The organism is Brevundimonas sp. TWP2-1 (assembly GCF_049897645.1).
In the GTDB taxonomy this organism is placed as follows: Bacteria; Pseudomonadota; Alphaproteobacteria; order Caulobacterales; family Caulobacteraceae; genus Brevundimonas.
Map to the genome: position 1 here is coordinate 511,069 of NZ_JAFCWR010000001.1, position 18,958 is coordinate 530,026.

The window sequence follows — 18,958 nt, forward strand, 5'->3', positions numbered from 1 at the left end:
GTTGGGCGAGGAGGTCGCGGCGCAGACGCTGCGATGGCGGTTGTGGGCACCGGTCGCGTTCGGCGCCGGCGCCGCGGTCTATTTCGCCCTGCGGATCGAGCCGGGGTTGTGGCCTCTGTTGCTGGGCGGAGTCGTCGCCTTTGCGGCCTGGATCGCGGCCAGGCGGCGGGGATGGGCGCGACGTCTGACCTGGCCGTTGTTGATGATGGCCTGTGTCGCCGGCGGTTTGGCGGCCGCCAAGGTCCGCACCGAAATGGTCGCCGCGCCCATCGCGCCCGCAATGAGCGAGCCGACTGTGATCGAGGCCTGGGTCGTGGACGTCGACAGTCCTGGCCAGAGGGGCGCGCGGATCGTGATCGCGCCGGTCTGGATACCCGGGCTGACGCCCGAACAGACGCCCGTGCGTTTGCGGGCGACGGTGCGGGGCGAACCGCCCAAACCAGGCGAGGCGATCCGTCTCTTCGGCATCCTCAATCCGCCACCGGCGCCGGCCAGCCCCGGCGCCTATGATTTCGGCCGCAACGCCTTCTTCCAGGGGATGGGCGGCGTGGCCTTCGCCCTGGGTGAGACACGGCCGGCCGATCTCGCGCCGCCGCCATGGCGGCTTCGGTTGGCGATGGCCGTAAATGGCGCGCGGTACGCCCTGGCGGAGCGGATCGTGGCGCGCCTGGGCGAGCGGACGGGCGGCATCGCCGCCGCCATGACCACCAGCCACGAAACCTGGATCAGTCAGGAGGACATGGACGTCATGCGGGATTCCGGCCTGGCGCACATCCTGTCGGTGTCCGGGCTGCACATGGCCATCGTCGGCGGTTTCGTCTTCTTCGCCGTGCGGCTGGGCGTGGCGGCCTGGCCTTGGCTGGCGCTGCGGGTTCCGGGCAAGAAGGTCGCGGCCATGGCGGGACTGACGGCGGTGGGCGTCTATCTGGTGGTGTCGGGTGCGCCGCCCCCGGCCGAGCGAGCGGCCATCACCGCCTCCATCGCCTTCCTGGCCATCCTGTTGGATCGCCAGGCGGTGACGATGCACGGCCTGGCCGTCGCGGCCTTCATCGTCCTGGCCATCCAGCCGGAAGCCATCGTCACGCCGGGCTTCCAGATGTCGTTCGCGGCGACCGCCGCACTGGTCGCCCTGGTCGAGGCCTGGCCCAAACGAACGCGAGAGATTTCCGCCCCGTGGCCGATCCTGGCGATCCAGCGGTTCGGCGGCTGGCTGACGGCGGCCGTCGCGGCCAGCGTCGTGGCGGGGCTGGCGACCGGGCCGTTCGCCATGCAGCATTTCAATCGCACGGCCATGTACGGGCTGTTGGCGAACCTGGGCACGTCGCCAGTCGCGGACTTCATCCTGATGCCGGCCCTGGCCATTGGAGCCGCGCTGGAGCCGCTGGGATTGGGCGGGCCTTTCCTGGCGGTTGCGGGATCGGGCGTCGATCTGATGCTGTCGATCGGAACCTGGACGGCGGGGCTGCCGGGGGCGGTGCGAACGGTGGCCAGTGCGCCGGACTATGTCCTGCCGATCGCCTTCCTGGGGGTGCTGTTCATCTGTCTGTGGCAGGGGCGGCTGCGATGGCTGGGCCTGCCGCTGGCGGCGGCGGTGCTGGTCTGGCCGCGCGCGCCGACGCCGGATGTGTGGATCGGAGACGGGGGGACAAACGCCGCATTTCATCGCGAGAGGGAGGCGGTCGTCGTCAGGCCCGGCGTCCGAGAGTTCGCCGTCGATCTGTGGTCGCGGCGGCGCGGCCTGACCATGACGGATCGGCCTGAGACGGGCTGGGTCTGCGAGCGCTTTTCTTGTCGGCCAGAAGCTGAGCGGGTCGGTCCTGTCGCGATCTGGTGGGGACGCAGGTCTCCCAGTCCGGACCAGATGGAGGCCTTATGCCGCGCGGCGCCCGTCATAAGCGTACGCGCGGTCGTCACATCAATCCCAAGTGCTTGTCAGGATCGCCTGGTGCTCGACGGCGTCGATTTCGCCAGAGGCGGCGCGGTCGAGTTATGGCGTGTCAGTCCGTCTGAAACGGGCCGATGGCGCGCCGTCTGGACGGCCGACGTGCGGGGCGACCGCCCCTGGGCACGCCAGCCGAACCCGGACGTCAGTGATAGCGGCGCATGAGGCCGACCAGCTTGCCCTGAACGGCGACCTGATCCGACCCGTAGATCTTGGTTTCATAGTTGCGGTTGGCGGGCTCCAGCGCGATGGAGGCGCCCTTCTTGCGAAGCCGCTTCAGCGTTGCGTGTTCGCCTTCGACCAGCGCCACGACGATCTCGCCCGAGGAGGCGTTGTCGGTCGATTTGATGACCACCATGTCGCCGTTCAGAATGCCCGCCTCGATCATCGAATCGCCTTCGATCTCAAGCAGGTAATGTTCGCCCGAGCCCAGCATGGATTCAGGAACGGGATAGCGCGCCGTCTCGTGCTCGATGGCGTCGATTGGCGTGCCGGCGGCGATCTTGCCCATCAGCGGCAGTTCTCGAGTGTCATTGGCCGCAAGCGGCGCCACGGCGCGGCCGCCGCCGCCTTCGATCACGTCAGGCTTGAACCCGGCCCGGCCGCGCGGCGCGCCGGCCGTGGCCTGTTCGGGCAGTTTGGTGACTTCCAGGGCTCGGGCGCGGTGGGCGAGGCGGCGGATGAAGCCGCGCTCCTCCAGCGCCGTGATCAGCCGGTGGATGCCCGACTTGGACGCCAAATCCAGCGCCTCCTTCATCTCGTCGAACGAAGGGGAGACGCCCGTCTCCTGTATCCGTTCGTGGATGAACATCAGCAGTTCGTGCTGCTTGCGCGTGAGCATCGCCAGGCCCTCATGCGCCCGCCGACGAATCGGAACGGGCCGTGAACATTTGTCGATGTTCTGTAAGTGTTCCTTCCTAATGTCAACTTAACAGCGCCCTTAGGACGCCGCGTGACGCAAGGAATGCGATCAGGCCGCCAGCAGTTGCCGCGTCGCCGCCTCGACATCCGCCTGACGCATCAGGCTCTCTCCGACCAGTATGGCCTGGGCGTGGGCGGCCGAGACGCGCTCGACATCTTCAGGCGTGAAGATGCCGCTTTCGGCGACCAGCAGGGCGCGGACCGGGCTGAGCATCGACAGGCGCTCGGTCACTTCCAGGTCGACCTCGAAGGTGCGCAGCGACCGATTATTGACCCCGACCAGATCGCCCCCGAGCGCACAGGCGCGGGCCATCTCTTCTTCGTCATGGGTTTCGATCAGGGCGTCCATGCCGAAGCGTTCGGCCTCGGACAGCAGTTCTGCAGCCAGCCGATCATCGACCATGGCCAGGATGATCAGGATGCAGTCGGCGCCCAAAGCGCGGCTCTCGGCGACCTGCCAAGGATCGACCAGGAAATCCTTGCGCAGACAGGGCAGGGCCACCGCATCGCGGGCCTGGCCCAGATAGGCGTCATCGCCCTGGAAACTGGGGCCGTCGGTCAAGACAGAGAGGCATGCCGCGCCGCCCGCCTGGTAAGCACGCGCCAGGGCCGGCGGGTCGAAGTCGGGCCGGATCAGCCCCTTGGACGGACTGGCCTTCTTGATCTCGGCGATCAGGGCGGGACGACCGGTCTCTTCTCCCACACACTCAAGGGCGGCGCGGAAACGACGCGGAGCCGAAGCGGTGCGGGCGAGAGCCTCAATCGCGTCCTGCGACGTGGCGGCCTTGCGGGCGGCGACGTCTTGGCGCTTGTAGGCGGCGATGTGGTCCAGAACGTCGGTCATGCGGGGTCTTCGCTTTCCAGCGGCGTGGAGGTGATGCGGGCCAGACGCTCCAGAGCCTCGGCGGCCCGGCCGTCGTCTATGGCGGCGGCGGCGAGGATAGCGCCTTCGGCAAGGTCGGCCGCCCGGTCCGATACCACGAGGGCGGCGGCGGCGTTCAGCAGCACGATGTCGCGGTAGGGACCTGTGGCTCCCGCCAGCAGCGCGCGCAGGGCGACGGCGTTCTCCTCGGCGTCGCCGCCACGGATGTCTGCGATGGAGGCGCGCGGCAGGCCGGCGTCCTCGGGCGTGACCTGGAAGCGGCGAACCGCGCCGTCCTTCCATTCCGCGACTTCGGTCGATCCAGAGGTCGCCAGTTCGTCCAGGCCCTGTCCATGGACCGTCCAGGCTCGGGTCGCGCCGAGCCGACCCAGCACCTCGGCCAAGGGCTCCAGCAGGCGGGGATCATAGACGCCCATGACCTGGCGTTTCGCAGATGCCGGGTTTGATAGCGGCCCCAAAAGATTGAAAACTGTGCGAAAACCAATCTCAGCTCGCACGGGCCCGACATGGCGCATGGCCCCGTGGTAGGCGGGCGCGAACAGGAAGCAGATGCCGGCCTCGTCCAGCGCCTTCCTCTGCTGAGCCTGATCCGCTATCAGGTTCACGCCCAGGATCGACAGAACGTCGGAAGACCCTGATTTCGAAGACATCGCCCGGTTGCCATGTTTGGCGACCTTCAGGCCCGCGCCGGCCAGAACGAGGGCGGCGGCCGTGGAAATGTTGTAGGTGTGCTGACCGTCGCCGCCGGTGCCGCAGGTGTCGATCACCTCGTACGGATGATCCAGCGTGAGAGCGGCCTCGCGCATGGCGCCGGCGAAGGCGGCGATCTCATCCACCGTCTCGCCGCGCATCCGCATGGCGGTGACGGCGGCTGCGACTTGCGACGGGGTCGGCTCGCCGCGCAGGCAGGCGGCGAAGAAGTCGTGCGCCTGTTGCGATGTCAGCGGATGGCCCTCGACCAGTCGGGCGAGGATCGGCTTGAACCCGTCGCCCACGATCAGGCGGCCGCGAGGCGCTTCACGCCGGCGATCTCAAGGAAGTTGGCCAGCATATCGTGACCGTGTTCGGTGGCGATGGATTCCGGGTGGAACTGCACGCCGTGAATCGGGCGGGTGCGGTGCTGCAGGCCCATGATCTCACCATCGGCGGTCCAGGACGTGACCTCCAGACAGTCGGGCAGGCTCTCGCGCTTCACGGCCAGCGAATGATAGCGGGTGGCGGTGAAGGGCGACGGCAGGCCGGCGAAGACGCTCTTGCCCTCGTGCAGGATGGGCGAGGTTTTTCCGTGCATCAGCGTCTTGGCGCGGATCACGTCGCCGCCGAAGGCTTGGCCGATCGCCTGATGGCCCAGGCAGACGCCCAGGATCGGCATCGACGACGGAGCGGTCTCGATCAGCGGCAGGCAGATGCCGGCCTGGTCCGGCGCACAGGGGCCGGGCGACAACAGCACGGCGGCGGGGTTCAGCGCCCACGCTTCGTCCACCGTCAGGTCGTCGTTGCGCACCACATGCGTCGGCGCGCCCAACTCCGCGAGGTAGTGGACGAGGTTATAGGTGAAGCTGTCGTAGTTATCGACGACGAGGATCATGGCTTGGCTTCTAGGCTCGACAGGCGTCCGCGCCAAGCGGGCGCGGCGGTAAAGCGCATTTTAACCCGACCCGGAGATAAATGCGGCTGTGAAACTCGCCGCTGAAAAAGATATCGCCGCCAAGATCGCCGCCGCCAAGGCGAAGCTGGTCGTGGTCGAGACAAAGCCCAACCCGGTCGCCGCCCTCGGCGCCGCTGCATTCGCCGCGACGGCGGCTGTGCTGATGGCGGGCGTCGTCATCGTCGGCCCTGGGGTTCACTTCGACGATCCGACAATGACCGTTACGCGCTAACGATTGCCGGTGCGGAAGCGCCAGGCGTCGTCGGCCGCCCGCATCGGCGCGCGCGCCTTGTGCTGGGTCTCGGCGTATTCGGCCGCAGGATCGCTGTCGGCGACCACGCCGGCGCCGGCCTGGACGAAAATCCGGTCGTCGGCGAACAGGGCGGTGCGCAGGGTGATGCAGATGTCCGCCTCGCCGCCGGCCGAGATGTAGCCGACGCCGCCACCGTAGCCGACGCCACGCTTCTCGCTTTCTAACTCGTCGATGACTTCCATGGCCCGCACCTTTGGCGCGCCGGACAAAGTGCCGGCAGGAAGGGCCGCCAGCAGGGTGTCGACGGCGTCCAGCTTCGGATCGGCCTTGCCGCGCACGTTGGAGACTATGTGCATGACCTGGCTATAGCGTTCGACGACGAAGCTCTCGGTCACCTCGACCGTGCCGGGTGCAGCGACCCGACCGACATCGTTGCGGCCCAGGTCCAGCAGCATCAGATGCTCGGCCCGTTCCTTGGGGTCGGCCAGCAGTTCGACTTCCAGCGCCTTGTCCGCCTCGGGCGTCGCGCCGCGCATGCGGGTGCCGGCAAGCGGGCGAATGGTGACCTCCCCGTCTTTCAGCCGAACCAGAATCTCGGGGCTGGAACCGGCCAGCTGGAAGCCCTCGAAGTTCAGATAGAATAGATAAGGTGAGGGGTTCTGGCGACGCAGGGACCGATAGAAGGCGAACGGATCCTCGGTCCAGAGCGCCGAAAACCGGTGGCTGAGCACGACCTGGAAGATGTCGCCCGCGCCGATGTAGTCCTTGGCCTTGGCGACCATTTCGCCGAACGCGGCTTCGTTCACGGGTGAAGTGAAGGTCGGCGCCGGCGTTTCCTGCGGCGCGGCGCGGACGGGCAGGGGCTCGCGCAGCGCGGTCTCGAAGGCATCCAGTCGCGCCACAGCGGCGTCGAAGGCCTCGCGTGGGGCGATGCCGGCGTCGGGATAGGCGGCGGAGATGAGAACGATCTCGTGGCGCACGGAATCGAAGATGGCGACCAGCGACGGACGGGTCAGAACGGCGTCCGGCAGATCCAGAGGATCGGGGTTGGGCGCGCCCAGCGGCTCCAGCAGGCGAACCATGTCGTAGCCGAAGACACCGAACAGGCCGGCGGCCATGGGCGGCAGGCCATCGGGCAGATCGAACTTCGACGCCGCGATCAGGGCGCGCAGCGATTGAAGCGTCGGCAGGGCTTCGGGCGTGAACCGGCCCTCGGCGATGGCCGGCCCGCGCGACAGTTCCGCCGCGTTCGAACGACAGCGCCAGACGACGTCGGGGTCCAGCGTCAGGATCGAATACCGTCCCTTGACCGCACCGCCCTCGACAGATTCCAGCAGACAGGCGTAGGGGCGGTGCCGACCCAGTTTCAGATAGGCCGAGACCGGCGTTTCCAGATCGTCGATGATCCGGCGCACCACCACCTGCGGCCGACCGGCCGAAAGGCCGGAGCCGAAGGCGTCGAAGTCGGCTTGCCCCGATACGGCCTCGGTCATTGCGCCGGGGCGGCGGGCGTCGCGTCGGCCGACAGGCCCAGGGCCGAGCGGGCCTGAGCCGGGTCGTTCTTGGCCTTGGAGCGCTGGGCGCCGGCGGCGAAGGACGTCTCGACCATGGCCTGGACCAGTTCCTGCGTCAGGCGCGGACGAACCTGCTCGGCCAGCGGCCCTGCCACGGCGGGATTGGCGGCACGGACGTTGTCCACGCGACCGACGACATAGGCGGTCTGCGACGCGGGTTGTGAGAAGGCCTGGCCCTTGGACTGGCCGAACAGACCTTGCAGCACGCCCTGACCCAGCGAGTCCTGCGTCGCCTGGTTGCGGACGACGCCGGTGCGGACCGTCAGGGGCGCATTGACCGAGCGGGCGACGGCGGCGATCTCCTCGCCGTTGCGGACGCGGGTGGTCAGTTCTTCCGCCTTGGTCGAAAGGCGACGCATCGTCTCGCGCTGGATCCATTGGGCCGTCAGGGGCTCGCGCACCTCGGCCAAGGTTGGCAGGGCCGACGGACGGATGTCGTTCACGCGCACGGCGAAATACTGGCCCTGGCCGGCGTCGATCACGTCGCTTTCGCCGCCTTTGGTCAGACCCCAGGCCGTCTCGAAGATTTGCGGCGGGGCGTTCAGCGCCTGGGCGTTCGGCAGTTTGCCGTCGCGGGTGAAGGGCGGCAGATCGACCACGCGGCCGCCGGCTTCGCGGGCGGCGTCGGCCAGGTTCTTGCCGGCCGTGCGAGCGGCTTCGTACTTCTCGACCTTGGCGTAGGTCTGGGTCTTCACGTCTTCGGCGCGCAGTTCCTGGATCAGTTCTTCACGTGCGCTCTCCAGCGTCGCAGGCGCGGCGGGCTGGATGGCGGTGACCTTGGCCACGGCGAAGCCGACGCCGGCCTGGACCGGGTCGGAAACCTGGTTGGCTTGCAGGCCGAAGACGGCGCCGGCCGTCGCGGCGTCGCCGATGGCGGAGCGGGGCGTGGCGTCGAAGGTCGCGGGCGTGACGTTGTTGGCGCGACCGACGTCGGCCGGCGACTGGCCGGCGCGCAGGGCGGCGGCGATCTTCTGGGCCGTTTCGCGGTTCGGCGCCGTCAGGGTGACGAAGGTGCGGGTTTCGGGCTTGCCCAGAGTGTCCTTCTTGAACTCGAAACGCTCGCGGATGCGGTCTTCCGAAATCGGCGTCGCGGCCGAGGCTTCAGGCGTGAACAGGACGACGGAGACCATGCGGAACTCCGGCGCACGCAGGCGTTCGGCGTTTTCCTGGATGAAGGCGTTCAGCTGGGCGTCGGTCGGGGCGGGGACCTGGCCCGCCATTGCAGACGTGACCTCGAACCAGCGACCGTCGCGGCTTTCGAAGGCCGATCCGGCCAGCAGCGCACCATAGATGCGCGGCACGCGGGCGCCGGCGAAGACGGCGGCGCCGAAATGTTCGGTGACGTATTGGTCGCGCAGGTCCTGTTCCAGCATGGCCGGGGTCAGGTTCTGCTGGGCCAGGGCGGCCTCATAGGCCTGTTGGTCGAACTGGCCGGTGACCGAGTTGAAGAAGGCTGGGATCTGGCGGATCTGCTTGACGATCAGTTCCTTGCCCGGGCGGATGCCCGCCTTCCAGGCCCAGTTCAGGAAGCCCAGCTGCTGGGTCTGCTCGGTCAGGAACCGGGTGTGGATGTTCTCCGCGACCAGTTCCTCGTTGGTCAGAGGACGGCCGACCTGCTGCTGCAGGCGTTCACGCACCTGATCGAAGGCCGTGCGGAACTCCACCTCGTTCATCGAACGGTCGCCCGCATCGATGACGTGCTTGGGACCCAGGTTCGAGAACACGTCCATCCGCGCGCCGACGATCACGAAGCTGATCGCGATCAGGACAAGGAGGGCGGCCGCCCATTTGGATCGAGAGAAGGCGCGGAAGGCGGTAAGCATTCGAAAACCCGAGACTGGCCGAGATTGGGGCCGATGTTGGCGTCAGTGGTCGCGTATAGTCGGGCCGGGCACGCTGCTGCAAGGACGGCATCGTGTTCGGATTGCGGCGGAGCCCCTTGGCTTCGCGGTTTTCGCCTTCTAGACAGGCGGCCATGAAACAATCCGTGAAGTTGATCGTCGGCAATTGGAAGATGAACGGCCTGTCGGCCGCCCTGGCGCAGGCTGAAGCGATAAGGGACGCCGTCAGCGCAGCAGGGCAGGGGCCTAGGGTCGTCCTGTGCCCGCCGGCCACGCTGGTCGATCGGATGCGTGCGGCTCTGACCGGCAGCGGCGTCGCCGTGGGCGGTCAGGACTGCCATGAGAAACCGGTCGGCGCCTTCACCGGCTCGGTATCTGCGGAAATGCTGGCCGATGCGGGCGCGACCGTCGTGATCCTTGGGCATTCGGAACGCCGCGCCGCCTTTGGCGAGACCGATGCGGATGTCGCCGCCAAGGTCGAGGCCGCTATCGCCGCGGGGCTGGAGCCCATCGTCTGCGTCGGCGAAACGCTGGAGCAACGCGAGGCGGGCGAGGCCATCGCCGTCGTTTCCACACAGGTCGAGGCTTCCTTGCCCATGGGCCTGTCCGAGCGCGACTTCGCCGTGGCCTATGAGCCGGTATGGGCCATCGGGACCGGTCTGACGCCGACGCTGGAACAGATCGCCGAAGTCCATGCCGCCATCCGTGCGGCCATAATCAAGCGGCTGGGCGAGAGCGCGCGAACCGCGCCGATCCTTTACGGCGGCTCGGTGAAGCCCGAAAACGCCCAGGACATTCTGGCCACGCCGGAAGTCGGCGGCGCCCTGGTCGGCGGGGCGTCGCTGAAGGCCGACGATTTCATGCCTATCGTCAAAGCGGCTGCCTGACGTTTGCTCCGGGCCGGCTTCGATGATAGAGGCCGCCGCTTGATCGGCGCAGATCCGCGCCCACATGAATGACGCCATGCTCCAGACCATCCTGCTCGTCGCCATCATCATCATCGCCGTGTCCCTGACGGGCGTGGTGCTGCTTCAACGTTCCGAGGGCGGCGCCCTGGGCATGGGCGGCGGACCGTCGGGCTTCATGACGGCGCGCGGCGCAGGCAACCTGCTGACGAAGGTGACCTGGATCCTGGCCTTCCTGCTGTTCGGCCTGACCATCGTCCTGACCGTCGTCGGCAACATGGACCGCGCTTCGGTCTCGGTGATCGACGCCGACGCCGTCGGCTCGCTGGCCACCACGCCGCAGACTCAGCAGCAGGCACCCGCCCAGCAACAGCCCGCCGCTCCGGCCCAGCCGACGGCTCCGTCGCTGGACGATCTGGAAGCCAGCCTGCCGTCGGCGACGACGGCGCCGGCCCAACAGCCCGCCCAGTAACGGTCAGGCCAACGATCCGACTTCCCGAAAGCGCGCCGCAGGGCGCGCTTTCTTCTTTTGATCAACAGTTCGATTCGCAGCGGGCGATGCGCCGTTCGCGAATCATGGAGTAAGGTGTCCGCCCATGGCTCGCTATGTGTTCATCACCGGCGGCGTGGTTTCCTCGCTAGGAAAAGGCCTCGCCTCTGCCGCTCTCGGCGCTCTTCTGCAGGCGCGTGGCTACAAGGTCCGGCTGCGCAAGCTGGACCCCTATCTGAACGTCGATCCGGGCACGATGAGCCCGTACCAGCATGGCGAGGTCTTCGTGACCGACGACGGCGCCGAGACCGACCTGGACCTGGGCCACTACGAGCGGTTCACGGGTGTGTCGGCGGCCAAGTCCGACAATATCACCACCGGCCGGATCTATTCGACCATCCTGGAGAAGGAACGTCGCGGCGACTATCTGGGCGCGACCGTCCAGGTCATTCCCCACGTCACCGACCAGATCAAATCCTTCTGCCTGACCAAGGCTCTGACCGATGACGGCGAGGAGGTCGATTTCGTCCTGGTCGAGATCGGCGGCACGGTCGGCGACATCGAGGGCCTGCCGTTCTTCGAAGCCATCCGTCAGCTGGGCCAGGATCTGCCGCGCGGTCAGTCCTGCTTCGTCCACCTGACGCTGCTGCCCTTCATCAAGACCGCCGGCGAGATGAAGACCAAGCCGACGCAGCACTCGGTCAAGGAACTGCGCTCGATCGGCATTCAGCCGGACATCCTGCTGTGCCGCTGCGAGTTTCCGATCCCGGCGGAAGAGAAGCGCAAAATCGGCCTGTTCTGCAATGTGCGCGAAAGCGGCGTGATCCAGGCGATGGACTCGGCCGACATCTACGCCGTGCCGCTGGATTACCACCGCGAAGGTCTGGACCGTGAAGTCCTGGCCCATTTCGGCATCGACGACGCGCCGGAGCCCGACCTGACGATGTGGCAGGAGATCGCGAGGCGGCGGCTTCAGCCGGACGGCGAAGTCACCATCGCCGTGGTCGGCAAATATACCGTGCTCAAGGACGCCTATAAGTCCCTGATCGAGGCCCTGCATCACGGCGGGGTGGCCAACAACGTCAAGGTCAACATCGACTGGGTCGAGGCCGACACCTTCGAAGGCGACCCCGAGGCCTGCGAACAGCGGCTGCAAGGCGCCCATGCCGTCCTGGTGCCGGGCGGATTCGGCGAGCGCGGCTCGGAAGGCAAGATCGAGGCGGCGCGGTTCGCCCGCGAACGCAACATTCCCTATTTCGGCATCTGCTTCGGCATGCAGATGGCGGTTATCGAGGCGGCGCGGAACCTGGCCGGCTATCCCAAGGCCTCGTCCACCGAATTCGGTCCGACCGCCGAGCCGGTCGTCGGCCTGATGACCGAATGGACCCAGGGCAACCAGCGGGTTCTGCGCCAGCAGGGCGGCGACCTGGGCGGCACCATGCGGCTGGGCGCCTATGATTCGACCCTGACGGCTGGATCCAAGATCGCCGAAATCTACGGCTCCACCGCCATCAGCGAGCGTCACCGCCACCGCTACGAGGTCAACATCAACTATCGCGAGGCGATCGAGCAGAAGGCCGGCCTGGTCTTCGCCGGCTTGTCGCCCGACGGCGTCCTGCCCGAGACGGTGGAGCGCCCTGACCATCCCTGGTTCATCGGCGTCCAGTATCATCCCGAGCTGAAGAGCCGACCGTTCGCGCCTCACCCGCTGTTCGCCAGCTTCATCGGCGCGGCCGTGGTGCAAAGCCGCCTCGTCTGAGGGAACGCCGTTCACGGACTCGGTCAGGTCTGCGTTGTGCAGTATGATGCCCAGAACGGATCGATTTGACACGATCCGAGATGCGGCGGGGCCGTCGATGATCGGCGAGTTGCTTTATCACCTGCACCGGCATGTTCGCCTGGTGCTGATCGCCGGCGGGCTGATGCTCGTCCTCGGCGTGATTTTGCTCGGCTATGAGGCCGTGCGGCATAGGGGCGAGCCGCCGGCCCGCCCGGCCGAAGCCGGGCAGGCCTGAGCCGTCAGTCGATCTTCAGCCGCATGAAGATCATCGCCCCGTCAGGATCGCCGCCGTAAAGCGGCTCCAGCGCCGTCGGCACACGGTTCATTGCATAGAGACCGCCGAGTCCGAACCGGACGTTTTCGGCGATCCGCCAGTCACGCACCACGCCGATCGACACCTTGCCGACCGTGTAGAGCGGACCGTGGCCGCCGCCGACGCCGGGAACCAGTTCATCCGTCTCGATTCGTTCGGCGCGGGCGAAGACCGTCCAACGATCGTTGGGGTGGACGGCGGATTCCAGCAACCAGCCGTCTTTCGACTCGTCATGATCGTTGGTCTTGCGGCCCCAGGCCAGGGTCGAGGACCACCACCCGGTCTCGCCTAGCCGCCGGGTGTGAATGGCGCTGGCCGACCATTTGGTCTCGTCCTCGTCCGGCTCCAGCTGTTCCGGCGCGGAGACATCGGCGTAGGAGGCCTGGAGCGACCATTCGTCTGTCGGGTTCCAGGCGGCCCGTACGGACCAGCTGTCCAGCCGTGGCGAATCGATGCCCCAGCGTTCCTCGTCCGGTTCGCGTCCCTTGAAGGCCGAGGTCTCGATCTTAAACCGATCATGCGCCCAGCCCAGGGTCGTCACGCCGAAGACGATATGGGTCGAGTCCAGCCAGTGGTGGGTTATGGGCGCCTCGGGACTGTCCATCGCGCTCATCCGGTGCATGAAGGCGGGCGGGCCGAAGGCGGGCTCGCCGGGCAGGCCGATGTAGCCATAGAGGCTGTCTTTTTCGGACAGGCGTTTCGAATAGCTGGCCGACAGCTCCATGAAGAAGTCGTGCGGGTGCTGGCGGTCGACCAGGGGATCGACGCCGTTCGCCGTCTCGCCGGCGGCCAGCAGCAGGGGATAGCCGGACTTGCCCATCAGGGGGTCGGGGCTGAGCATGGCGCGCAGGTTCAGGGTCGAGCCGTCGTCGAAGTCACGGCGGGCCGTTGTCATCAGCATGCCTGAGACGAAGGTCTCGTCCCCGCCGCGCGGCCCGGACTGGCTGTCATAGGTCAGGTTGAGCAGGGCGTGGGTCATCACCATCCAGTCGCCTCGGACGGTGTGGATTCCGGCGTGCTCGCCGGCGTCGGGTTGCCAGCTGGTGCCCGAGGCGTCCCGGCTCATGGGCCAGGCGCCATAGGGGCTGGTCATCGCATGACCCATGCTTGCGTGATCAACTGGCGTCGCATCTGACATCGGCATGGGCATGTCGTGGCCGGCGTGCGGGTCCGCCGACGGTGCGGTCGTTGTTGGCTGAGTATGTTGGGAGTGGTCCTGCGCCGCCGCAGCCTGAGCCACGGCGAGCAGGGATACGCCGGCGCAGGCGCCGACGAGAATGCGGATAGCCATTCAAGGCCTCCTCTGATGATCGTGACGGAATGCGCCCTCGTAAGGCGCGAGCGGTGTCAGACGATCAGGAGGCGGGGCGGGCCGGGTTCGGGCGACAAAAGCCGACCGGCAGGCATGTCGATCAGTCCGGCGGCGAGACGTGCGGGCGAGACCTTCAAGCCGGACAGGGGCGCGGGATCCAGTGTCGGCGTCGCCACGCAAGCGACGCAGCAGATCATCGCCTTCATGGCCTTGGGGGCGTGACCGGGGGCCTCGCCCGGCATGGGCTGGCCTGTTTCATGGCAAGGCGCTGCCGCAGCAGGCGACGCGGACGCGCCGACCGTGCCGAGCGCCAGCACCGCCAGGGCGCCGATCAGCAGCAACAGGGATTGAAGGATCTTCACCGCGTCAGGATAGGCGTCGGGGCGATGCGTCGCAATGCGTCAACGGGTCGGCTTCTTGTCCACCAGCGGCAGGCCGGGGTCGTCGGGGGCCGCCGAACCACCTTCGCCCAGCGCCCGCTGCATGAAGACGACATCGCGCCAGTCGTCATGCTTCCATCCTGCCGCTTTAAACAGGCCCGCGTCGGTGAAGCCGCGCGTGCGATGCAGGGCGATGGACCCTGTGTTCTCGGAATCGCCGATCACCGCCACCATCTGACGAAGACCCATCGCCTCGCAACGCGCGATCAGGGCATCCAATAAAGCGCCGGCGACGCCGCGTCCCCTGGCCCAGGGCGCGACATAGATCGAGTCCTCGACCATGTAGCGATAGGCCTGACGGGTGCGGAACGGCCCGGCATAGGCGTAACCGGCCACCGCACCGTCGATCTCGACCACAAGTCGCGGCAGGCCGAGAGCTTCGACCCCGGCCAGCCGGGACGCCATTTCGATCTCGTCAGGCGCCTCCAGCTCGAAAGTCCCGCGACCATTGGCGACGCTCTCGGCATAGATGGCCGTTATCGCGGCGATGTCGTCGGGAAGGGCGTCGCGAACCGTCGGTGCGCTCACGCCTTCTCCCAGCCCTTGTCGATGGCCCAGACGGCGAAGGCGTAGTCGTGGGCGACTTCCTTCAGATAGTCGAACCGGCCGGCGGCGCCGCCGTGACCCGCTTCCATATTGATCTTCAGCAGCACCGGCTTGCCCGAGGTGGTGGCGGGTCGCAGCTTGGCGACCCACTTCTCCGGCTCCCAATAGGTGACGCGCGGATCGGACAGGCCGCCTGTGGCCAGCACCGCCGGATAGGCCTTGGGCTCGACCTGATCGTAGGGGCTGTAGCTCATCATGTAATCGTAGGCGGCCGGGTCTTCGATCGGATTGCCCCACTCGGGCCATTCCGGCGGCGTCAGCGGCAGGGAGGTATCGCTCATGGTGTTGATCACATCGACGAAAGGCACCTGGCCGATGATGCCGGCCCACAGGTCGGGACGCATGTTGTTGACCGCGCCCATCAGCAGGCCGCCGGCCGACCCGCCCTGGGCCACGATGTTTCCGGCTGCGGCGTATTTGCGACCGATCAGATGTTCGGCGGCGGCGATGAAGTCGGTGAAGGTGTTCTTCTTCGTCATCTTCCTCGCGTCGAGGAACCAGCCCCAGCCTTTGTCGGACCCGCCACGAATATGAGCGATGGCGTAGATCCAGCCGCGATCCACCAGCGACAGCCGGTTTGTCGAGAAGCTGGCGGGCATGGGGATGCCGTAGGAGCCGTAGCCGTAGAGCAGCAGGGGCGCAGAGCCGTCGACCGGCGTCGATTTGCGGCGCAGCACAGTTACCGGCACCAGCTGTCCGTCCGAAGCGGGGGCGTTCAGCCGCTCGACCACATAGTCCGCGATATTGTGGCCCGACGGGATCTCCTGCGTCTTGCGCAGGGTCCGCTCGCGCGTCGCCATGTCGTAATCGAAGGTCTGGGTCGGCGTTGACGGCGAATTATACGCGTAGCGGGTGGTCGTCGTCTCGAACTCGGATGCGCCTGCCAGCGACAGGGCGAAAGCGGGTTCGTCGACGGCGATCTCGTGCTCCTCGCCGGCGCGGTCGCGGATGATGATGCGCGTGTTGGCGTCGGCGCGTTCCTGACGCGCCAGGTGGTCGTTCGTCAGGTCCAGACCTTCGATGAAACGACCGGGCGTGTGGGGGACCAGGTCGGTCCAGTTCGCCTTGGACGGGGTCGCCGTCGGGGCCTGGACGATCTTGAAATCGATGGCGTCGTCGGCGTTGGTGCGGATCACCCAGCGGTCGCCCCAGTGATCGGCGTCATAGCGAATGGCGACCACGCGCGGCTCCAGCACCACGGGTTCGGCCGTCGGCGTGGCGGCAGGGATGTAGCGCGCCTCCGACGTTTCCTGGTTCTGGATGCCGATGACGATGAACTGGTCGTCAGCCGTGCGGCCCACGCCGATGAACATGCCGTCGTCGGCCTCTTCATAGACCAGGGTGGTCTCGCCGCCCTTGGCCGGACGGCGGAAGATCTTGTCGGGGCGGCCGTTGTCGTCGCGATTGGTCCAGAAGATCCACTGGCTGTCGGGTGAGAAGACGAAGTCGCCGGTGGCGCTGTCGATCACGTCGGGCAGGACTTCGCCGGTCGCCAGATCCTTGACGTAGATCTTGTGGACCTCGGAGCCCTGCGCATCCTCGGCATAGGCGAACAGGGTGTGATCCGGGCTGTGGCTCGCGGCCGAGACTTCCGAATAGGCCTTGCCCTTGGCCAGTTCGTTGGCGTCCAGCAGCAGTTGGGGCGTGGGGGCCATGACGAAATTCTTCGTCACCGGCTGACCGTCCACCATCCATGTGCCCTGGCGCTCGACCCGCATGTAGCGGGGATGCTGATCGCCCGTCTGGTATTCGACATAGTAGTTCCAGCCGCCGTCCGGCGCGGGGACGGAGCTGTCGTCCTCCTTGATGCGGCCGCGCATCTCCGCAAACATCGTCTGCTGCAGGGGGAGGGTGGAGGACATCATGGCCTCGCGATAGGCGTTCTCGGCCGTCAGATGCTCCTTGACCTCGGCCTTGATCAGGGTCGGGTCGCGCAGCACGGCCTGCCAGTTGTCGTCCTTCATCCACTGATAGTCGTCGGTCCGGGTGCGGCCCAGTTGCTCGATGACGACAGGGATTTTCTTGGCAACGGGCGGTTGAGGCATGGGAGATCCGGTGGACTGGCGGGCGAGCGCAGGGGAGGCCGAGGCGGCAAGCGCCGTCGCAGCGGTGGACATGATCAGTTGCCGACGATTCATCGGTCGCTCCCCTTTATAGCCGAAGGCGAAGTTTGGGCGCGGCAGGCGTCGAACGTCAAATGAAGAAACGCCCCAACGCCTAGCCCGCTAAGGCGTCTACCGTCATCCGTTGCAGCAATTCGCCGCCCTGGCCGATGGCCGCCAATCGGCTGGAGACATGGCCCAGCACATTGGCGGCATAGACTTCGTAGAGGTCCAGCTTGCCTTGCAGCCAGGCCGGATCGCCGTCCTGCGCATCCAGCTTCGCCTTGGCCGCCAGCGCGCCCTTGGCCAGCATCCAGCCGCCGACGACGTCGCCCAGCAGTTTCAGATAGGCGTCTGCGGCCGCCAGCACGTCTGCCGCCGCGTTCGGATCGGCCTTCTGATCCAGCAGCCACAAGGTCGCGTCCTCGACAGCCTCGATGGCCGTGGCGAAGCGCTCGACCGGCTTGCCGCTATAGAGACCGCCCAGATCGACCAAGGTGGCCTTCATGTCCACGATCAGCGCACGGGCCGATTCGCCGCCGTCCATCGACAGCTTGCGCCCGACCAGGTCCATCGCCTGGATGCCGTTGGTGCCTTCGTAGATCGGAGCGATGCGCGCGTCGCGATAGTATTGGGCCGCGCCGGTCTCCTCGATGAAGCCCATGCCGCCGTGAACCTGGATCCCCATCGAGGCGACCTCGCAGCCGACATCGGTGGACCAGGCCTTGGCGATGGGGGTGAACAGGTCTTCTCGGCCTTTCCAGCGACGACGCTCCTCTTCGGTCCCGGCGTGCTTGGCCAGGTCGGCGGCGACGCCGGTAGCCAGGCAGATGCCACGCGCAGCCGAAATCTTGGCCTTCATCACGCTCAACATCCGGCGCACGTCGGGATGGTCGAAGATCGGGGCGTTGGCTTCGCCGGTCCAGACCGAGCGGCCCTGGCGACGGTCCAGCGCATAGGCGAGGGCGTGTTGGTAGGCGCGTTCGGCGATGCCGACGCCCTCGACGCCGACCGCCAGGCGGGCGGCGTTCATCATCACGAACATATGGGCCAGGCCCTGGTTCGGTTGACCGACCAGTTCGGCGGTCGCGCCTTCATAGCTCATGACGCAGGTGGGCGAGGCGTGGATGCCCAGCTTGTGCTCGACTCCGACCGGGCGGAAGGCGTTGCGGTCCCCCAGGGTCCCGTCGTCATTGACCGCGAACTTGGGCGTCAGGAACAGGCTGATGCCTTTCGGCCCCTTGGGTGCGTCAGGCAGGCGGGCCAGCACCAGATGCACGATATTGTCGGTGGCGTCGTGATCGCCCCAGGTGATGTAGATTTTCTGGCCGTTCAGGGCGTAGGTGCCGTCGCCGTTCGGCGTCGCCGTGGTGATCAGAGAGCCCAGATCGGAGCCAGCGCCGGGCTCGGTCAGCACCATGGCCCCGGTCCATTCGCCGCTGACCAGCTTGGTCAGATATTTGGCCTTCTGCTCTTCCGTTCCGACCTGTTCCAGCGCCTCGATGGAGGCCAGGGACAGCATGGGGCAAAGGCCGAAGGCCATATTGGCGGCGTGGACGGTCTCGTAAGCCGCGAGTTCAAGCGCCTTGGGCAGGGCCTGACCGCCGGCCTCGGTCGCGGCAGACAGGCCGGTCCATCCCCCGGCCGCAAACTGGCGATAGGCGTCTGCGAAGCCCGGCGCGGCGGTGACCGAGCCGTTGGCGTAGGTCGAACCCTTCTGGTCGCCGATCCGGTTCAAAGGCGCCAGCACCTCTTCGGAGAACTGGCCCGCCGCTTCCAGCACTGCCGAGGCGACATCGGCGTCATAGTCGGGAAAGGCGCCGGTCGCCGCCACATCGGCCATGCCGGCCACCGCCTCCAGGGTGAAGGCCAAGTCTCGAACGGGGGCGCGGTAGGTCATGGGTTTCCTCAATCGTCGTTGCGGCCTAAGTGCCGCGTCGGGGCCTGT

The 18,958-nt window shown here is 67.1% G+C and carries 17 protein-coding genes; 6 read left to right on the top strand and 11 right to left on the bottom strand.

Going from position 1 to position 18,958, the window contains the following annotated elements:
- The first annotated feature begins 1 nt into the window (after nucleotide 1).
- The gene (locus ACP7BH_RS02605; protein WP_426043324.1) at nucleotides 2–2,107 is read left to right on the top strand and encodes a ComEC/Rec2 family competence protein; all 2,106 of its coding nucleotides are present in this window, start codon (nucleotides 2–4) and stop codon (nucleotides 2,105–2,107) included.
- Here ACP7BH_RS02605 and lexA read toward each other — a convergent pair.
- From lexA to ACP7BH_RS02625, 4 genes are all read right to left on the bottom strand, one after another.
- A complete protein-coding gene (gene lexA / locus ACP7BH_RS02610; RefSeq protein ID WP_425983975.1) occupies nucleotides 2,088–2,783 on the bottom strand; it encodes a transcriptional repressor LexA in 696 nt (231 codons plus the stop codon). The two genes, ACP7BH_RS02605 and lexA, sit on opposite strands and share 20 nt — an antisense overlap.
- Before the next feature lie 129 nt (nucleotides 2,784–2,912).
- Nucleotides 2,913–3,707, bottom strand: coding sequence for an indole-3-glycerol phosphate synthase TrpC (gene trpC, locus ACP7BH_RS02615; RefSeq protein WP_425983973.1), 795 nt, complete (start codon nucleotides 3,705–3,707; stop codon nucleotides 2,913–2,915).
- Nucleotides 3,704–4,741, bottom strand: a complete 1,038-nt coding sequence (gene trpD / locus ACP7BH_RS02620; RefSeq protein ID WP_425983971.1) for an anthranilate phosphoribosyltransferase — start codon at nucleotides 4,739–4,741, stop codon at nucleotides 3,704–3,706. The genes trpC and trpD overlap by 4 nt, the downstream gene beginning before the upstream one ends.
- Nucleotides 4,742–4,743: 2 nt before the next feature.
- Complete coding sequence (locus ACP7BH_RS02625; protein WP_425983969.1) at nucleotides 4,744–5,334, bottom strand: anthranilate synthase component II; 591 nt, start codon at nucleotides 5,332–5,334, stop codon at nucleotides 4,744–4,746.
- Nucleotides 5,335–5,422: 88 nt separating this feature from the next.
- Between ACP7BH_RS02625 and ACP7BH_RS02630 the strand changes: the two genes are divergently transcribed.
- Nucleotides 5,423–5,626, top strand: coding sequence for a peptidoglycan-binding protein (locus tag ACP7BH_RS02630; RefSeq protein ID WP_425983967.1), 204 nt, complete (start codon nucleotides 5,423–5,425; stop codon nucleotides 5,624–5,626).
- Here ACP7BH_RS02630 and trpE read toward each other — a convergent pair.
- Both trpE and ACP7BH_RS02640 read right to left on the bottom strand, forming a co-directional pair.
- Nucleotides 5,623–7,140 (bottom strand): anthranilate synthase component I, encoded by a 1,518-nt coding sequence (gene trpE, locus ACP7BH_RS02635; RefSeq protein ID WP_425983964.1) that lies wholly within the window; start codon nucleotides 7,138–7,140, stop codon nucleotides 5,623–5,625. The two genes, ACP7BH_RS02630 and trpE, sit on opposite strands and share 4 nt — an antisense overlap.
- On the bottom strand, nucleotides 7,137–9,044 hold the full coding sequence (locus ACP7BH_RS02640; protein WP_425983962.1) for a peptidyl-prolyl cis-trans isomerase: 1,908 nt from the start codon (nucleotides 9,042–9,044) through the stop codon (nucleotides 7,137–7,139). Before ACP7BH_RS02640 ends, trpE begins: the two co-directional genes overlap by 4 nt.
- 152 nt (nucleotides 9,045–9,196) lie before the next feature.
- On the opposite strand from ACP7BH_RS02640, the gene tpiA reads away from it, so the two are divergent.
- The 4 genes from tpiA to ACP7BH_RS02660 all read left to right on the top strand — a co-directional run bounded on the left by tpiA (nucleotide 9,197) and on the right by ACP7BH_RS02660 (nucleotide 12,472).
- Nucleotides 9,197–9,949, top strand: a complete 753-nt coding sequence (gene tpiA, locus ACP7BH_RS02645) for a triose-phosphate isomerase (RefSeq protein ID WP_425983960.1) — start codon at nucleotides 9,197–9,199, stop codon at nucleotides 9,947–9,949.
- Between the two features lie 64 nt (nucleotides 9,950–10,013).
- Nucleotides 10,014–10,439 carry a preprotein translocase subunit SecG gene (gene secG / locus ACP7BH_RS02650; RefSeq protein ID WP_346495273.1) on the top strand — a complete coding sequence of 142 codons (426 nt, stop codon included), beginning with the start codon at nucleotides 10,014–10,016 and terminating at the stop codon, nucleotides 10,437–10,439.
- 124 nt (nucleotides 10,440–10,563) lie between these two features.
- Nucleotides 10,564–12,216, top strand: a complete 1,653-nt coding sequence (locus ACP7BH_RS02655; protein WP_425983958.1) for a CTP synthase — start codon at nucleotides 10,564–10,566, stop codon at nucleotides 12,214–12,216.
- A gap of 97 nt (nucleotides 12,217–12,313) precedes the next feature.
- Nucleotides 12,314–12,472, top strand: coding sequence for a hypothetical protein (locus ACP7BH_RS02660; RefSeq protein ID WP_346495271.1), 159 nt, complete (start codon nucleotides 12,314–12,316; stop codon nucleotides 12,470–12,472).
- Nucleotides 12,473–12,476: 4 nt separating this feature from the next.
- Here the strand turns inward: ACP7BH_RS02660 and ACP7BH_RS02665 are convergent, their stop codons facing one another.
- From ACP7BH_RS02665 to ACP7BH_RS02685, 5 genes are all read right to left on the bottom strand, one after another.
- On the bottom strand, nucleotides 12,477–13,841 hold the full coding sequence (locus tag ACP7BH_RS02665; RefSeq protein ID WP_425983956.1) for a hypothetical protein: 1,365 nt from the start codon (nucleotides 13,839–13,841) through the stop codon (nucleotides 12,477–12,479).
- Nucleotides 13,842–13,897: 56 nt separating this feature from the next.
- Nucleotides 13,898–14,224 (bottom strand): hypothetical protein, encoded by a 327-nt coding sequence (locus tag ACP7BH_RS02670; protein WP_425983954.1) that lies wholly within the window; start codon nucleotides 14,222–14,224, stop codon nucleotides 13,898–13,900.
- A gap of 39 nt (nucleotides 14,225–14,263) precedes the next feature.
- Nucleotides 14,264–14,830, bottom strand: coding sequence for a GNAT family N-acetyltransferase (locus ACP7BH_RS02675; RefSeq protein WP_425983952.1), 567 nt, complete (start codon nucleotides 14,828–14,830; stop codon nucleotides 14,264–14,266).
- Nucleotides 14,827–17,046, bottom strand: a complete 2,220-nt coding sequence (locus ACP7BH_RS02680; RefSeq protein WP_425983950.1) for a S9 family peptidase — start codon at nucleotides 17,044–17,046, stop codon at nucleotides 14,827–14,829. Before ACP7BH_RS02680 ends, ACP7BH_RS02675 begins: the two co-directional genes overlap by 4 nt.
- A gap of 79 nt (nucleotides 17,047–17,125) precedes the next feature.
- Complete coding sequence (locus tag ACP7BH_RS02685) at nucleotides 17,126–18,910, bottom strand: acyl-CoA dehydrogenase (RefSeq protein WP_425983948.1); 1,785 nt, start codon at nucleotides 18,908–18,910, stop codon at nucleotides 17,126–17,128.
- Nucleotides 18,911–18,958 lie beyond the last annotated feature (48 nt).

Coding starts and splice junctions, on each gene's coding strand:
- secG (WP_346495273.1), top strand. CDS start 10,014: ATGAATGACGCCATGCTCCAGACCATCCTGCTCGTCGCCATCATCATC.
- ACP7BH_RS02685 (WP_425983948.1), bottom strand. CDS start 18,910: ATGACCTACCGCGCCCCCGTTCGAGACTTGGCCTTCACCCTGGAGGCG.
- ACP7BH_RS02655 (WP_425983958.1), top strand. CDS start 10,564: ATGGCTCGCTATGTGTTCATCACCGGCGGCGTGGTTTCCTCGCTAGGA.
- ACP7BH_RS02665 (WP_425983956.1), bottom strand. CDS start 13,841: ATGGCTATCCGCATTCTCGTCGGCGCCTGCGCCGGCGTATCCCTGCTC.
- tpiA (WP_425983960.1), top strand. CDS start 9,197: ATGAAACAATCCGTGAAGTTGATCGTCGGCAATTGGAAGATGAACGGC.
- trpE (WP_425983964.1), bottom strand. CDS start 7,140: ATGACCGAGGCCGTATCGGGGCAAGCCGACTTCGACGCCTTCGGCTCC.
- ACP7BH_RS02660 (WP_346495271.1), top strand. CDS start 12,314: ATGATCGGCGAGTTGCTTTATCACCTGCACCGGCATGTTCGCCTGGTG.
- trpC (WP_425983973.1), bottom strand. CDS start 3,707: ATGACCGACGTTCTGGACCACATCGCCGCCTACAAGCGCCAAGACGTC.
- lexA (WP_425983975.1), bottom strand. CDS start 2,783: ATGCTCACGCGCAAGCAGCACGAACTGCTGATGTTCATCCACGAACGG.
- ACP7BH_RS02640 (WP_425983962.1), bottom strand. CDS start 9,044: ATGCTTACCGCCTTCCGCGCCTTCTCTCGATCCAAATGGGCGGCCGCC.
- ACP7BH_RS02680 (WP_425983950.1), bottom strand. CDS start 17,046: ATGAATCGTCGGCAACTGATCATGTCCACCGCTGCGACGGCGCTTGCC.
- ACP7BH_RS02625 (WP_425983969.1), bottom strand. CDS start 5,334: ATGATCCTCGTCGTCGATAACTACGACAGCTTCACCTATAACCTCGTC.